The 15,110-nt window shown below is 69.1% G+C and carries 11 protein-coding genes; 6 read left to right on the top strand and 5 right to left on the bottom strand.

What is annotated here, in order from left to right; all coding sequences use genetic code 11:
- Positions 1 to 40 precede the first annotated feature (40 nt).
- Entirely contained in the window at positions 41 to 640 is a 600-nt protein-coding gene (locus NS1_RS23265) for a TetR/AcrR family transcriptional regulator (RefSeq protein WP_056823668.1), read from the bottom strand.
- An 86-nt stretch (positions 641 to 726) separates the two neighbouring features.
- Positions 727 to 1,905 (bottom strand): glycoside hydrolase family 3 N-terminal domain-containing protein, encoded by a 1,179-nt coding sequence (locus tag NS1_RS23260; protein WP_062987725.1) that lies wholly within the window; start codon positions 1,903 to 1,905, stop codon positions 727 to 729.
- A gap of 114 nt (positions 1,906 to 2,019) precedes the next feature.
- On the opposite strand from NS1_RS23260, the gene NS1_RS23255 reads away from it, so the two are divergent.
- The 4 genes from NS1_RS23255 to NS1_RS23245 all read left to right on the top strand — a co-directional run bounded on the left by NS1_RS23255 (position 2,020) and on the right by NS1_RS23245 (position 8,135).
- On the top strand, positions 2,020 to 2,487 hold the full coding sequence (locus tag NS1_RS23255; RefSeq protein WP_062987723.1) for a universal stress protein: 468 nt from the start codon (positions 2,020 to 2,022) through the stop codon (positions 2,485 to 2,487).
- Positions 2,488 to 2,544: 57 nt separating this feature from the next.
- The gene (locus NS1_RS23250; RefSeq protein ID WP_062987721.1) at positions 2,545 to 3,642 is read left to right on the top strand and encodes an isochorismate synthase; all 1,098 of its coding nucleotides are present in this window, start codon (positions 2,545 to 2,547) and stop codon (positions 3,640 to 3,642) included.
- A gap of 67 nt (positions 3,643 to 3,709) precedes the next feature.
- The gene (locus tag NS1_RS39240; RefSeq protein WP_022566695.1) at positions 3,710 to 3,880 is read left to right on the top strand and encodes a DUF2613 domain-containing protein; all 171 of its coding nucleotides are present in this window, start codon (positions 3,710 to 3,712) and stop codon (positions 3,878 to 3,880) included.
- The gene (locus NS1_RS23245) at positions 3,861 to 8,135 is read left to right on the top strand and encodes an alpha-(1->3)-arabinofuranosyltransferase (protein WP_084503940.1); all 4,275 of its coding nucleotides are present in this window, start codon (positions 3,861 to 3,863) and stop codon (positions 8,133 to 8,135) included. Before NS1_RS39240 ends, NS1_RS23245 begins: the two co-directional genes overlap by 20 nt.
- 7 nt (positions 8,136 to 8,142) lie before the next feature.
- Here the strand turns inward: NS1_RS23245 and NS1_RS23240 are convergent, their stop codons facing one another.
- A complete protein-coding gene (locus NS1_RS23240) occupies positions 8,143 to 9,333 on the bottom strand; it encodes an acyltransferase family protein (protein ID WP_062987835.1) in 1,191 nt (396 codons plus the stop codon).
- Positions 9,334 to 9,479: 146 nt separating this feature from the next.
- Between NS1_RS23240 and pgfA the strand changes: the two genes are divergently transcribed.
- The gene (gene pgfA, locus NS1_RS23235) at positions 9,480 to 10,670 is read left to right on the top strand and encodes a cell envelope lipid trafficking protein PgfA (protein WP_062987717.1); all 1,191 of its coding nucleotides are present in this window, start codon (positions 9,480 to 9,482) and stop codon (positions 10,668 to 10,670) included.
- 90 nt (positions 10,671 to 10,760) lie between these two features.
- Here pgfA and NS1_RS23230 read toward each other — a convergent pair whose 3' ends face one another.
- A complete protein-coding gene (locus NS1_RS23230) occupies positions 10,761 to 11,969 on the bottom strand; it encodes a hypothetical protein (protein WP_062987715.1) in 1,209 nt (402 codons plus the stop codon).
- Positions 11,970 to 12,180: 211 nt separating this feature from the next.
- Between NS1_RS23230 and NS1_RS23225 the strand changes: the two genes are divergently transcribed.
- A complete protein-coding gene (locus NS1_RS23225; protein ID WP_062987833.1) occupies positions 12,181 to 13,920 on the top strand; it encodes an MmpA family trehalose lipid delivery protein in 1,740 nt (579 codons plus the stop codon).
- Between the two features lie 21 nt (positions 13,921 to 13,941).
- Here the strand turns inward: NS1_RS23225 and NS1_RS23220 are convergent, their stop codons facing one another.
- On the bottom strand, positions 13,942 to 15,105 hold the full coding sequence (locus NS1_RS23220; protein WP_062987713.1) for a glycosyltransferase family 4 protein: 1,164 nt from the start codon (positions 15,103 to 15,105) through the stop codon (positions 13,942 to 13,944).
- Between the last annotated feature and the right edge of the window lie 5 nt (positions 15,106 to 15,110).

Below are 15,110 nucleotides of genomic sequence, written 5' to 3'. Positions count from 1 at the left end.
AACCGTGCACGATCGCAGCCGACGGGGCGCAGCGCAACCGCTAGTCGGTCTTCTTCCGACCTGCCAGACCGCGCCAGGCGAGATCGTCGAGCAGGTCGACCGCCTCGGCCACTTCGATCCGCCCGCTCGCGACCCGGTCGGCGATGGCCTCACCCGCGCCGATCACCGCCGCCGCGACGACCTCGAAATTGGTGCCGGGGTCGGCGTTCTTGGCACTGGATTCCAGCAGTTTCGCGGTGAGCTCGATGACGCGCTCACGGGCATTGTCGATTTCGGAGGCGAAAGTTTGCTGACCGATAGCCTGTCGGTAGAGAACCTGCCAGGACTGCCGATTGCGGTCGACGAAATCGAGGAAGCCCTCCAGCGCGGTGCGGACCTGTTCGTGGGGGGTCAGTTGCGGGTTGCCCGCGGGCGCGACGGCTTCGATGAAACGTAGCCCCTCGCGCTGGATGCAGGCGCGAAACAGCTCGTCCTTGGAGCCGTAGTACAGGTAGAGCATCGGTTTGGAGATCTTCGCCTCGGCGGCGATGGCATCCATCGATGTGTCGTGGAAGCCTTTTCGCGCGAACACCTCGACGGCGGCATCGAGCATCTGCTGCTCACGAACCGCCCGGGGAAGTCGCTTGGTCCCGCCTGCCATCCACTCTCCTACCGCAGGGTGAACCACCTATCTTACTTCAAGGTAAGTTCACCCGCGCTCATTTGCCGCACAGTCGCCGGGCACGATCAGCAGCCCAGCGCTACGCCCTTGTAGCGCGCCATCCGCAGTACGGAAGTGTCGACCCGGTCGGCGGGCAGTTTGCCACTAGAGACCGACTGTTCCAAACGGTCGAGTACCTGCGGCACCGCGTCGCTGCTGATCCACAGCGCGTTGTCGGCGCCCGCGAGGAGGGTGGCCTCGACCGCGTCGACGATGGACATGCGGGCGGTGATGGCGGCCATGCCGCTGAGATCGTCGGTGAAGATCGGACCGTTGAACGGCGGAGCGCCGTAGCCGGTGCCCTCACGCAGCAGCGTCATCGCAGCCGGGCTGATGCTGGCGGGCACACCGGGCGCGGTAAGGCCGGGGACGTCGAGGTGACCGACCATCACCGCCGCGCCGGAGTTCACCAGATCGCGGAACGGCACCAGGTCGGTGTTCTGCAACTGATCCAGCGGCGGGGTGGTCACGGCGCCGGTGTGCGAGTCGCCCGAGCCAGAACCGTGGCCGGGGAAGTGCTTGATCACCGAACCGAGGCCCACCTCGTTGGACGCGCGGATGTAGGCCCCCGCGAATTCGGAGACGACCTTCGGATCGTCGCTGAAGGAGCGGTCGCCGATCACGCTGTCGTCGGGCTGGCTGCTGACATCGACATCGGGCGCGAAATCGACCGTGATGCCGACGTCCTTCAGCGCCTTCGACCTGGTCAGGGTGAGCTGGTAGAACTGCTCAGGGGTCTGGGTCTGCGCGATATCGCGGGCCGACGGCACGGCGCCGATCACGTTCTTCGCGCGCGAGACACGCCCGCCCTCTTCGTCGATCGTCACCATCAGGGGCACCTTGGCCTGAGCTTTCACCGCGTCGAGCGCGGCACGGTCGAGCAGGCTCGGATCGGTCCAGCTGCCGACGAAGATGCCGCCCACCTGCTCCGAACTCACCACATTCGAGGCATCCGCCGAACCGGTGATGCCGACGGTCAGCAGCTGGGCGAGCTTCTCCCGCTGGGAGAGTTTGGCGAGATAGTCTGCGCCGCAATTGCTTTGGATCGGCGTCGCCGACGCGGGCGCACTCGACTCCCCAGCGACAGAGGGGGCGGCCACTCCGCTGCTACTGGCCGCGGGCGTCGTCTCGTTCGATGATCCTCCCGAACAAGCGGTGGCAACGGCGGCGAGGACTGCGAACACGACCACAGGCGATTTCCGCATGCGCTCCACGTTAGCCCGCCCGGGTCGCGAACCCCACAACGCTGGTTCGGATAGATACCCTCCGCCCGGGGGTAACCTGAGGAAAAGCCGCTCCGACCAGCGCAGGAGGTCGTCATGGCATGCGATCGGATGCTCATCGCCTACGACGGGTCCGAACACGCCAAACGAGCCATCGAGTACGCCGGGCGGTTCCTGACCGCCGAACGCGCGATTCTGCTCACCGCATGGGAACCGATGGTGCGCCAGGCCGCGCGCATCTCCGGGATCTCCGGGGTGATGCAGCCGGACTGGGTGCCCGACGAGGAGGTGGAGGACATCGCCTACTCCGACGCCCGCAAGATCAACGCCGAGGGTGTGCACCTGGCGAAACTGGCCGGGATCGACGCCGAACCGCGCACCGCCGAGTGCACGACCACGGTCTGGAACGCCATCGTGGCCTGCGCCGATGAGCTCGACGTCGACATCATCGTCGCCGGTACGCGCGGTTCAACGGGGTTGCGCGCGCTGTTGCACAGCAGTGTCGCCGAGGCGGTGCTCAAGCACGGCCACCGGCCGGTCTTCCTGGTGCCGCCCGACCAGTGAGAGTTCGATCGCTCTCCCGAATCGATGCCACGGTCTCGGAGCTATGGTCGAGACACCATGAACGAATTCCTGCTCGCTCGACCCGACGCGGTGTTGCGGACTTCGGGCGTGCGCGCGACCTATTCGGATCCCCGGCAGGCGGTCGCGGCATTGCGTCGGACGACTGCGCCGAGGTTCATCGTCGGTGCGCTGCCGTTCGATCCGCGCACGGCGGCCGCGCTCTGGGAGCCCGAGAGCGTGCTGCACACTGCGGGTCCGTGGCGGCCCGCCGCGCTGCCCGCGTTGCCCGGCGTGCGGGTGGTGGCCGAGATACCCAGTGCACCAGAGCATGTAGCCCGGGTGACGAAGCTGGTCGAGCTACTCGGCGACCCCGCGAACGAACTGCGCAAAGTGGTGGCCGCGCGGTCGATGGTGCTGGCGGCCGACGCGCCGCTGGAACCGGAGGTGCTGGCCGGTCACCTGCTGACCAGGCATCCGAACGCCGCGGTGTACGCGGTAGATCTGTCCGCGGCAGGGCGAGCGGGCGAGACGCTGATCGGCGCGACGCCCGAAGTACTGGTCGCACGGCGCGGCGATCGCGTGAGCCTGCATCCGCTGGCAGGCACCCTCCCCCGCCTCGCCGACCCCGCCGATGACGCGAAGCAGGCCGCAGCGCTGTTGTCCAGCACCAAGAATCACGACGAGCACGCCTTCGTGATCGATTGGATCCGTGCGCAACTGGCGCCGGTCTGCGCGAAGCTCCACATCCCCGACGCGCCCGAACTCCTCAGCACCGAACAGGTCTGGCACCTCGCCACGCCCATCCACGGCGTGCTGCGCGATTCGTCGACCACCGCACTCGACCTGGCGCTGCTGCTGCACCCGACCCCCGCTGTCAACGGCACGCCCTTCGCCGCCGCGCTCGACGCCATCACCTCCGACGAACCGTGGCGCGGGTTCTACGGCGGGGCGGTGGGCTGGTGTGACGACGACGGCGACGGCGAATGGGTCGTGGCGATTCGCGGCGGCGAACTATCCGCCGATCAGCGCGTCCTGCGAGCCAGTGCGGGCGGCGGGATCGTGGCGGCCTCCGACCCCATGGCGGAGCTGGCCGAGACGACCGCCAAACTTCGCACCCTGCTCGGCGCCCTGCGTTGCGAGCTGCCCAACGACTGACCGAGCCCGATAGACCTGCTAGGTTTGCCGGAGACAGGCCCCGACGCCGAGCGTATTGGAGTGCGCGATGAAGTTTGCTGTTCCGGCTGTTGCCAGCGCGGTCGGCGGCGCCTTGCTGAGCGCGATCGCCGTCTTCGCCATCACGGCGGCGGTGCAGCAGAACACGGCGCCCTCGATCGACCGCAGCGGTGACAAAGACTCCTCGCTGCTCAACGCACCTGAATACGGCAGCCGCTGAGGCTGACGCCCGCGCGTCGCGCCCCGCATCGGGGCAACCGGACAGGGCGCCACTGGGTTGGCGCTGGCTCGTCGGCTCGGTAGTAGCCGCCTTCGTACTGACCTTCGCGCAGGCGCCCGGCCTCACCGTCGCCGACACCAAATACGACCTCGCGCAGAACCCGCTCGGCTTCCTCGCGCGGGCATCGCACCTGTGGAGCAGCCAGGCCCCGATGGGCCAGGTCCAGAACCAGGCCTACGGCTACTTCTTCCCGCACGGCGCGTTCTTCTCGGCCGGGCACCTGCTGCACCTGCCCGCGTGGGTCACCCAGCGCGTCTGGTGGGCGCTGCTCCTGCTCGCCGGGTTCTGGGGCATCGTCAAGCTGTGCGAAACGCTCGGCATCGGCTCGCGCGGGTCACGCGTGATCGCGGGCATCGCCTTCGCGTTGTCGCCGCGAGTGCTCACCACGCTCGGCTCGATCTCCTCGGAAACCCTGCCCATGATGCTGGCCCCGTGGGTTCTGCTCGCGCCCGCGGCACTCGGCACGGCGATCAAACGACGGCGCGGCGGCCCGCTCTCTCCCGCGGGCAGTGCGTTGGCGTTGGCGCTGATGGGATCGGTCAATGCCGTGGCGACCGTGGCGGCGTTCCTGCCCGCGGCGCTGTGGTGGGCTTCCTATCGGCCGAATCGGCAGTGGTGGCGGTTTACGCGGGCGTGGATTCCGCTGCTGGTACTCGCCACTTTGTGGTGGGTGGTGCCGCTGCTGCTGCTCGGCAAGGTGAGTCCGCCGTTCCTCGATTTCATCGAGTCCTCGGGAGTGACGACGCAGTGGGCCGCGCTGAGCGAGGTGCTACGCGGGACCGATAGTTGGACGCCGTTCGTCTCGCCGGAGCGGATCGCCGGCGCGGTCCTGGTGACCCAGCCTGCCGCGGTTCTGGCGACCGGTCTGCTCGCGGCGGCAGGCATGGCCGGACTCGCCCGGTCGACGATGCCGTTTCGGGGCAGATTCGCGCTGATCCTGTGTGTGGGGCTGGCGGGAATCTGTGCCGGGTATGTCGGGACGCTCGGTGGGCCGTTCGCCGAATCGGTGCGGATCTTCCTCGACTCCGGCGGTGCGCCGCTGCGGAATGTGCACAAACTCGAACCGCTGATCCGGCTGCCGCTGGTCGTGGGGCTGGCGCACCTGCTCGGTCGCGTCGCCCTGCCCGCCTCCGTGCCGATGCCGGTGTGGCGCAGCTCTTTCGCCCATCCCGAGCGGGATCGGCTCGTCGCGGTCGCCGCGCTGGTCCTGGCCGCGCTCACCCTCGCGACCTCACTGGCGTGGACCGGTCGACTCGCCCCGCGCGGCGCCTACGACCGGGTGCCCGCCTACTGGACCGATACCGCCGACTGGCTGGCCGACAATGCCGCCGACACCCGCGCGCTCGTGGTGCCCGGCGCGCCGTTCGGCAGTCAGATCTGGGGACTCACCCGCGACGAACCGTTGCAAGCCTTGGCGAGTACCCCATGGGCCGTACGTGATTCGGTTCCGCTGAATCCGCCGGGCACGATTCGCGCGATGGATTCGGTGCAGCGGCTGATCGCCGACGGCAGGCCCTCGACCGGTCTCGCCGCGACCCTCGCCGACCAGGGCATCGGAATCCTGGTGTTGCGCAACGACCTCGACCCCGAGACGTCGCGTTCCACCCGCCCGATCCTGGCGCACCGCGCGATCGAGGGCTCGCCGGGGTTGACCAAGGTGACCTCGTTCGGCGCGAAGATCGGGCCGCGCGCGGCGGATGCGGGACTGGTGGTCGACAACGATCTGCTGCCCGCCTATCCGGCGGTCGAGATCTACCGGGTCGACGTGCCGCCGCCCGGCACGCCCGTCGACGTGCGCAGCGGTACCGGGGCACCGCCCGGATTCCCCGGCGCGTACACCACCCCGCTGGATTCGATCCCCGTAGTCCGAGGCGGTCCCGAGGTTCTGGAGCGGGTGCGTCGAGACAGCGAGAACCCCACGGCGCCGGTGCTTCTCGAAGCGGACGCGCAGCGTGCCGGGTTGCCGCCGCGGCCCGTATTGCTGACCGACACTCCGATGGATCGAGAGTCCGACTTCGGCCGGGTCGACAATCACAACTCCGCGGTGCGCGCCGCCGACGATGCTCGGCGCACCCACAATCTGGTCTCCGACTATCCCGTCGAAGGCACCGAACTCGTGCAGGGCGAGTGGTCGGGCGCGAAGGTCACCGCCTCCAGCTCCGCCGCCGACGCCACCCAGATCGGCGGGGCGGCGCCCGGTAGCTCCACCGCGGCCGCCGTGGACGGCGATCCGAGCACCGCGTGGATCAGCAATGGCTCCGAATTCGCTCTCGGGCAATGGATTCGGCTCGATCTGGACAAGCCGATCGCCAACGGATCGCTGCGGTTCACCACCGCGGCGGCGGCGCTGGGCGATCCGGTGAAGTGGGTCGAGGTGCGCACCCAACGCGGCACGGTCTCGGCGCGGATCACCGAACCCGGTGAGCCCGTGTCCGTCGCACTGCCCGCGGGCAAGTCCGACTGGGTGATGATCTCCGCGGCGCGCACCGAAACCGGCACCCGTGGTGGGCAATTCGGGATCAGCGAACTCACGCTCGATGACTATTCGAATCGGGAAGACCCGGTGCGCGTCGACATCCGGCACCGGGTGGTGCTGCCCGATGTCGCCGCGGGAACGATTGTCAGCGGATGGGATCTCGGACAGGAATTCCCCGGTCGCGGTAACTGTTTCGACGGTCCCGACCGCGTGCACTGCAGTAAGGGACTCGGCTTGCCCGCCGAGGAACCCGGCATCTTCGGCCGCACCCTCTCGGTGCCGGAGCCGCTCACCGTAGGCACCGACCTCACCGTGCGCACCCGACCCGGTCCCGCGCTGGAGGGGTTGCTCACCGACCCGACCAGGCCGGTGGCGCGCGGCAAGGCCGATGTCGCCGATCTGCGCGGCGCCGCCTTCGCGGCCACCGACGGCGACCCGAAGACCACCTGGACCGCACCGGAATCCACCGTGCGCGAGCTCGCGGGCGGCAGACCCACACTGGTACTGGAACTTCCGGAACCGACGATGGTGACCGGACTCGACATCACCACCGCCCTCGGCGGGCTACCCGCCACCGCCACCTCCGTGGCGGTGAACCTGGGCAACGGTCCGCAGATCCGCGAACTGCCCGAACGCGAACACGGTGAACCGGCACGGATCTCGCTGTATCCCACCGAAACCGATCGCGTAGAGATCAGCATCCAGAGCTGGAACGAGGTTCTGGACCGCACCGCGCTCGGCTTCGTCCTCACCCAGCCCGCGGGCCTGGCCGAAGTGGAAGTGCTCGGCCCCGAGTACCCCGCGCACGCGCCGGGCGACCGGCTCGTCACCATCGGCTGCGACGCGGGGCCGGTGATCGCCATCGGTGGGCGCGCCGTCCACACGACGATCACCGCCACTGCCGACGAACTCCGCTCCGGCGCACCGGTTTCCGCGCAGCCGTGCCCCGAGGACGCGGCCGACATCGAACTCCTGCCCGGCCACCCCGACCTCACCGTCGCACCGACCGAACTGTTCACCGTCGACCGGCTTCGCCTGCCGCGCACCGACCCCTACCCCGGCAAAGCCGTCACCCCTACCGACGCCACACCGGAAGACCCCGCCGAACCCGCGCCGGCGCCTCCCGCCGATGTCCCGGATCCGGCTTCGGGTACTCAGCTGCTGGTCCTGCCGCTGAGCACCAATGTCGGCTGGCAGGCGCACACCGCGGACGGGCGGGAACTGTCGCCCATCGTTGTCGACGGTTGGCAGCAGGCTTGGCTCGTTCCGCCTGGGACCAGCGGAGAGATCACGGTGTCGTTCCCGGCGGACCGCTGGTATCGGCTGGCGATCTTCGGCGGACTGCTGTTGCTGATTCCCCTTGTTCTGCTGGCGATTCCGCGTCGACGTGCGGCTCCCGACGTCGATCCGGCACCGGGCACCTGGGGGGCCGGCTGGGTCGCGGCGATCGGGCTGACCGGCGTGATCGCTGTCATCTCCGGGCCGTTCGGTGCGGGATTCACGCTGATCACGTTGGGCTGCAACTACTTCCGGCCCGCGGTGACGGCTCGGACACTGCCCTGGCTCGCGGGCCTCGGGACGTTGATCTCCGCGGCGGCCCTGTCGACCGGGACCTGGCGCTCCGGCACCGAATACATGGGCGGCTCGCTGTGGGCCCAGGCACCGGCGGTTGTCGCGGTCGTCGCAGTGGGGGTGGCGGCACTCCCACGCCGTCGCTGACCGCGAGTCAGCGCACCGCCGAGGTCTCGACCGATTCCGCCCCGGGTTCGACGCGCGCGGCCGCGGTCCGCTTGTCCCAGCGGGCCGCCCAGCGGCGCGCGGGTTCTTCGATCAGGGCGAAACTGGCGGCGGCCAGCGGGAGGGTGAGGGCGGTGGTCAGGATGAGCACGTAGAGGAAGTGTCCGTGGAAAGGCATGATGCCGAAGACCGGGAAGACCACGGTGAGCACCACCAGGTGCCACACGAAGATGCCGTAGGACCAGCGGCCGAAGATCGAAGCCGTTCGCGATTCCAGCCAGCGGTGCGGTGCGCCGGACCGGCGTAGTACCAGGGGCGCGAGCAGACAGAAGCCGAGGATCATGCCGAGCACCATCTTCATCGCGTACTGCCACGGCTGCGCGCGTTCCAGACCGGCCGGGCCGCCGTACTCGGTCGCCGAGAGCAGGAACGCTGCGAGCGCGAACGCCCACATCAGGGGCTGACTCGACAGAATTCGGGCCCACCGGACATCCGGTCGCGCGAGGTGGATCAATTCCGCTTGGAGCATGCCCGCCGCGAACCACGGCAGGTAGGCGGGCAGCCAGTTGTCGGAGTGGATCGCGTCCGGCGTCGGGACCGGCCACAGGTTCCAGGTCAGACACACCGCGATCAGCCCGCACAGCACCGGCACCCGCCACCGGGCCGCAGGGCCGCGCAGGCGCACGACCAGCCAGGCCAACAGCGGCAACACCAGGTAGAAGGCCATCTCCACCGACAGGCTCCACATCTGCGTGAGCCCATCGGTCAACGTCAACGGCACGAACACCTGCAACAGAAACAGATTCGATACCCACACCCGCAGGTTCGCCGAATGCGCGGCGCCGGGCAGCAACAGCAGGACGAACACCACAACGACCCAGTACGCGGGCATGACCCTGACCACCCGGTGCAACAGGTAGCGGGCGGTCTTCGGCGCGCGGCCGAGACCGTGCGCGGCCGCCGCGTGTGGGCGCCACAACAGGAAACCCGACAGCGCGAAGAACACCGCGACCGCCATATCGAAGCGTTCCAGGAGCGGGCCGAGGACCGATATCCCACTCGTTCCGGTCTGGAAAGCCACGTGGGTGACCAACACACCGAGCGCCGCCATCCCGCGCATTCCTTCGAGGGCGGGAATGAAGGCGCGCGGGGGCGAAACGGGGGCGGTGGCGGTCGTCATCGCGGTCCAGTCTGCCGTGTCGGCGATTTCCACGGCACAGCGCCGCACCTTCGGAGTCCGGGCTGTTAGTGTCGGGGCTCACGAGTGCCTGTGGTGCAATACCAGACCACCGGGCCATCCGTGTTCGAACGACGAGGAGAGTTTGCATGGCACTGAGTGCCGGTACCAGAAGAACGGTCGCCTGTGTGCTCGTGGGTCTGGGCGCGGCATTACTCGTCGCCGCGCTGATGATCCCCACCTACACGGTGAGCAAAGTCGCCAAGACTCCACTCGATCTCGAGATCACCACGATCGCGGAGAACCAGAAGGGCGAGGAAAGTCTCGTCCTCGACTCCAAGTCGTTGACCTCCGGTGAGGGTGCCGCCGTGGTGAACAAGGATGTGCCGCTGGTCTCCCAGCGTTTCGTCACCGTCGAGGAGCCCTCCGACGCCGACGATATGACGCTGCAGGCGGGTCAGACGCTGCGGCGCACCGACGTGCAGGGCGACACCGGCCTGCTCACCGCCGTCATCGACCGCGTCACCATCTCGCGCACCACCGGCATGCCGGTGGAGACGAACCCCAACGGGTCGATCGCGGTGACCGTGGACAAGGAAGGCAGCGTCATGGAGCCGGTGCAGCACACCGGCATCGGCTACCGATTCCCGATCGGCACCGAGAAGAAGACCTACCCGTACTTCGACATCAATGTGCGAAAGTCCTTCGACGCGAACTTCATCGAAGAGACCGAGATCAACAACACGAAGGTGTACCACTTCCAGATGACCGCGCCGGTCACCAGCACCTGGGACGTCGTGCAGTCGCCGACCAACCGGCTCACCCTGCCCGCCTCCAAGTGGGGCGTCGAGGGCGGCGACACCCCCGTCACCATGACGCGTTACTACACCAACGTGCGTGACCTGTGGGTCGAGCCGGAGACCGGCACCGTGATCAAGGGTGGGGAGTCGATCCACCTGTACTACGCGCGGTCCGGGGACAAGCCCGAGGTCACCGCGCTGAAGTCGCACCTGGTGTTCGACGAGGCCACCGTCGAGTCGCAGATCGCCATCGCCAAGGAGAACACCGACAAGCTGTCGCTGTTCGGCCGCGTGGTGCCGATCGTGTTCGGCGTGCTCGGTGTGCTGGCGTTGCTGGCGGGGTTGTTCCTCGGGCTGCGCGGTGGTGGCACTCCGGCTCATGCGAGTCCTCGTCGGACCCGCCCGACGCCCGCGCCTACTACGGCACCGGATGACAGTGCGGCCACTCGGTGGGACGGCGACGACGCGCCGACCACGCAGTTCCCTCGTGGGGACTACGACACTCCCACCGAGCAGATTGATATCGACAAGCGTCCCTGAGTTCTGATGCTGTTCGACGGCCCCGGTCATTGACCGGGGCCGTTGTTCTCTGCGGGGAGACGTCGGGGCGGGTGGGCTACCTGGGCGCTCTCAGTCCAGGTCAGGGCGCGTCGCGCCGGACAGGGGCACTTCGGGGCATTCCGCGGCTCGGGGTGTGGTGCGGGCGGCTCGTAGGACCACGACGGCGACGATCGTGGTGGTGACGGCGGCTACGGAGACGGCTGTGCCGATCAGGGATTCGATGGTGCGGGCGAAGGCCAACATCAGGGTTATCTCGATGGCCAGGCCGATCCAGGTGACGGCCGCCAGGGCGGTGCGTTCGACGGCGATCGCGGAGAGCAGGGCACCCTGTAGTACCGCCAGGATCGCGCCGTGCAGGGCGAACAGCCACAGCAGACCCTGAATGGGCGCGTAATCGGCACCGGCGAACAGGGGGGCAAGGGGGGCGGCCAAAGCGGCGCCGATCACCGCGACGACGCCGATCACCGATAACACCGAGAGCGCGTCGCGGATCGCACGGGCCGACTGGGTGGGCTTGGCCATGCGGGGATACAGCACAACGCCGACTGCTTGCGGCAGCCAGAACGCGATCTTGGTGGCGATGGTGCCCAGCGAATAGCGGCTCGCGTCGACCTCGTCGAGGACGATGCGGACCACGATCAGGTCGACCGAGGACAGTGCCATCAGCGCCGCTTGCACCTGGACAGCACGCAGCACCGGCACGACGCCGACGGCGGCCGATTCTCGGCTGTCCTCACCGCCGCCGCTGCCCTCGGTCGAGGCCGTCGAACGAGCGATTCGACCAGCGACGATCGCCGCGCCGACGATGCCCGCCGCACCCGCCCACAGCGCACCGGCGGCACCGCCGCCCAGCGCGAGCGCGAGCAGCGCGGGCACCACCCGGGCCGTACCGGCCATCGCGAGTACCGTCGCAAGCGCACGGAAGTGGTTGCCGCCCTGCAGGATTCCCTGTTCACCGGAGAGGATCACCAACGCGGGTGCCGCACCGAGCGCAGCGGCCGCGGCCCACACTCCGACGTTCAGCACGCCGGCCACCACCGGAATCAGCACCACCGCGACCGCGGCGACCATCGCCGCGCACCGCCACATCATCGCCCGCACGGCCCGCAGCGACGCCCCGCGCACCACCTCTCGGGCGACCACGTTCTGCATGGCCAGGGCGGGGACCGCGCACAACAACTGCACCGCGAGCAGGCTCGCGAACTCGCTGTACCCCTCGACCCCCAACCAGCTCGCCGCCAGCAGTTGCAGCAGGTAGCCGGCGACGTTGGCGGTCATCGCGCCAGCCGTCACCCAGGTCAGGTCGGCGACAACGGGAGGGCGGCGGACTGAGGACACGCCTCATCGTCGCACCTGCCTGTGTTCGCCATCACGCCTACCCCGAAAATGTGAGTCCGAGCGGACTCACCTCGAGCGATTCCGCCCCGAACAGCGCCGATACGACCCCGGCCACGGCGACGCGCGACGGGACGTAAGGTGCGTGGACGTGATGAGTAGCGGGCGTGCAAGGGCCATGGTGGCCGGATACTGCGCTCTACTCACGATGATCATCGTCGGACCATTGGCCGGATCAGGCTATCTGCTGCTGCGGGACGCGGTGAGTACCCCGCGCTCGTACCTCACCGATTCGGCACTCGGCTTGGGCGCCGCCGCACCACGCGCCGTTCCGCAAGACGCCTTGCTCGCGGTGTTCTCGCCGGTTGTCGACGGCGGGATTCTCGTGAAGGCGATCCTGATCGTCGCGCTGTGGTCGGCCGGATACGGCGCGGCGGTCCTCGCCCGGCGATTCGTCTCCGCCTCTACCGGAGCACAATTGGTCGCCGCGACGCTCGCGTTGTGGAATCCGTATGTCGCCGAACGACTTCTGCAGGGTCACTGGAGTCTGCTCGCCGGCTACGCCGCCCTCCCGTGGACCGCGCTGGCCGCCGCGCGTATCAGAACAGCCACGGGTGCAACAGAATCCAGTACGACCCAACGCTTCGGCTCGCTCGGGGGGTGGGCCGCGCTGACCGCGAGTTTCGCCGCGGCCGGGTTGACGCCGACCGGTTCGTTGCTGGCCGCTGTGATCGGGCTGGCGCTGATCGGGCGGCGGGCTCTTCTCCCCGCCACTGTTCTCTGGGTCGCCACCTGCGCGCCCTGGCTGACCGCGACCGCGCTCGGATCGGGGGCCGAGCCGTCGGACCCGGCCGGGGTCTCGGCGTTCGCGGCCCGTGCCGAACCGTGGCTCGGCACGCTCGGCAGCCTCGCCGGGCTCGGTGGGATCTGGAACGGCGAGGCGGTACCGGCGAGCCGCACGACTCCGCTCGCCCTGATCGGCACGCTCTTGCTACTCAGCATCGTCGCCCTCGGAGTGCGGGCGGTGTGGGCGCTCAGCCGTGACGGGCGGGCACTGCTGGTGATCGCGGCGGTGGCGATCGTGCTGCCCGCCCTCGGCGCGACCAGTTGGGGGCTCGGGGCCGGGGAATGGTTGATGGTGCATGTTCCGGGGGCCGGGCTGCTGCGGGATACGCAGAAGTACGTCGCCTTGGCGATGCCCGCGTACGCGCTGTGCGCCGCGGCCGCGTGTCGAACCGTCGCCGCGGCGAGCCGCCGACTGCTGACCGCAGCGCTTTTCATACTTCTCATCGCCCTCCCCATGGCCGACCTGGCCTGGGGAGTCAGCGGCGCGATGCGTCCCGTCCACTACCCCGCGGGCTGGCAGCAGGTCATCGACCATATCGATGCCCCCGGTGACATAGCCGTACTCCCCGGGGGGATGTTCCGCCGATTCCCTTACAGCGGAACAGCTCCCGTCCTCGACCCCGCGCCGCGGATTCTCCCCCACGACGTCCTACAAACCGGCGAACTCCGCGTCCGCGGCTACGCGGTCACCGGCGAAGGCAACCGCGCCCGCACAGTCGAGGAAGCGCTGCTCCGAGGCGCCCCGGCCGCAGACCTGGCAGCCCTCGGCGTCGGCTGGATCCTCATCGAACGCACCACTCCCGGCCCCCTCGGCACCTCCGATAACACGCTTGCCACAGCCGAACTCGAATACCAGGACTCCAACCTCTCCCTGTACCGAGTCCCCTCCCCCGCCTCCCTCGACACCGCCACCCCGGCCCAACGCAGAATCTCCGCCGCAGCCCACCTTCTCTGGGCCGGACTCCTGCTCGCAGGACTGATCGCCGCCGCGCTACGCCCCTACCGCACACCACTGGAGCGTCGTCCGGCGAGCCGGAGCGTCACTTAGCGCTGCTGAGAATCGTCGCGCTCAGTCGCGCGACGCGACCAACCCGGAGACCCGTTCTCCGCGAGCCGCGGCGGCGAGAACCGTGTGTACTCCGGCGCCGGTCTGCTCCCAGGAGAACTCGTTGGCGCGGGCTCGGGCTTTTTCGCCCATCACCAGTCTGATCTCGGGATCGGCGAGGAGGTCGGCGGCGGCTGAGGCGAGCGCGGGCGCGTCGTCGACCAGGAGGCCGGTGACGCCGTCGACGATCGAGTCGGTGAGGCCGCGAGAGCTGCGGTAGCCGATGGTGGGAACGCCGTGCTGGGCGGCTTCGATGACGGCCAGGCCCCAGCCTTCCTTGCGCGAGGGCATCACGTGGACCCAGGCGGTCGAGAGGATCTCGTGCTTGCGGCGTTCGTCGACGTGCCCGTGGAAGGTGACAGCGTCGGCGATGCCGAGGTCGTCGGCGCAGGCGCGCAGGTTGGGGGCCCACCAGCCGTCGCCGATGACGTCGAGGTGCACGTCGGGGAAGCGTTCGCGCAGGTGGGCCACGGCGGTGAGGGCGTCTTCGATCTGCTTGTGCGGGACAAGGCGCGACAGCACCGCGACGCGCGGGTGCGTGGCGCGGGTGTCGTCGTCGCCGGGGACGACCTCGGCGGGGACCGGTTCGGCACCGTTGCGGACCACGGCGATGCGCTCACGGCCCACCCCGAGCACCGACAGCTCCTCGGCGGAGGGCAGCGACACGGTGAGGTACTGATTATCGCGGTGCACGCGCGGGGACAGCGTGGATTCGATCCACCAGCCGATCCGCCCGACCAGGCGACCGGCGACCGGCCACTGCTCACGGTGCCCGTGATGCACCAGCACCACCGAGGGCACGCCCGTGGCCGTGGCGAAGAAGGGGATCCCGTTCTGGGTGTCGATCACGACGTCGGGGCGCAGGCCGCGCAGCGGACCGAAACCGAGCCGACCAGCCACGATGGCGGCCAGCGCACGGGGGTAGACGGTAAAGCGCCCACCCGCGCGACTGATGTCGATCCCATCGATCCGCTCGCGCTCGGGAGCGCCCGGATACCCGGCCGTACGCAGGGTGACCTTGATGCCGCGCGCGGCCAGCTGCGCGCCGACCTGCTCCAGATACCGCTCGCTGCCGCCACCCTGTGGGTGCCCGGTGTCACGCCAGCAGAGTAGGAGGACTTCACGCACGGTCG

The sequence above is a fragment of the Nocardia salmonicida NBRC 13393 genome (assembly GCF_001613085.1).
Lineage (GTDB): Bacteria > Actinomycetota > Actinomycetes > Mycobacteriales > Mycobacteriaceae > Nocardia > Nocardia salmonicida.
The sequence above is the reverse complement of the archived record's forward strand: the minus strand, read 5'-3'. Positions and strand labels throughout refer to the sequence as shown.

Coding starts and splice junctions, on each gene's coding strand:
- NS1_RS23265 (WP_056823668.1), bottom strand. CDS start 640: ATGGCAGGCGGGACCAAGCGACTTCCCCGGGCGGTTCGTGAGCAGCAG.
- NS1_RS23260 (WP_062987725.1), bottom strand. CDS start 1,905: ATGCGGAAATCGCCTGTGGTCGTGTTCGCAGTCCTCGCCGCCGTTGCC.
- NS1_RS23255 (WP_062987723.1), top strand. CDS start 2,020: ATGGCATGCGATCGGATGCTCATCGCCTACGACGGGTCCGAACACGCC.
- NS1_RS23250 (WP_062987721.1), top strand. CDS start 2,545: ATGAACGAATTCCTGCTCGCTCGACCCGACGCGGTGTTGCGGACTTCG.
- NS1_RS39240 (WP_022566695.1), top strand. CDS start 3,710: ATGAAGTTTGCTGTTCCGGCTGTTGCCAGCGCGGTCGGCGGCGCCTTG.
- NS1_RS23240 (WP_062987835.1), bottom strand. CDS start 9,333: ATGACGACCGCCACCGCCCCCGTTTCGCCCCCGCGCGCCTTCATTCCC.
- pgfA (WP_062987717.1), top strand. CDS start 9,480: ATGGCACTGAGTGCCGGTACCAGAAGAACGGTCGCCTGTGTGCTCGTG.
- NS1_RS23230 (WP_062987715.1), bottom strand. CDS start 11,969: ATGACCGCCAACGTCGCCGGCTACCTGCTGCAACTGCTGGCGGCGAGC.
- NS1_RS23225 (WP_062987833.1), top strand. CDS start 12,181: ATGAGTAGCGGGCGTGCAAGGGCCATGGTGGCCGGATACTGCGCTCTA.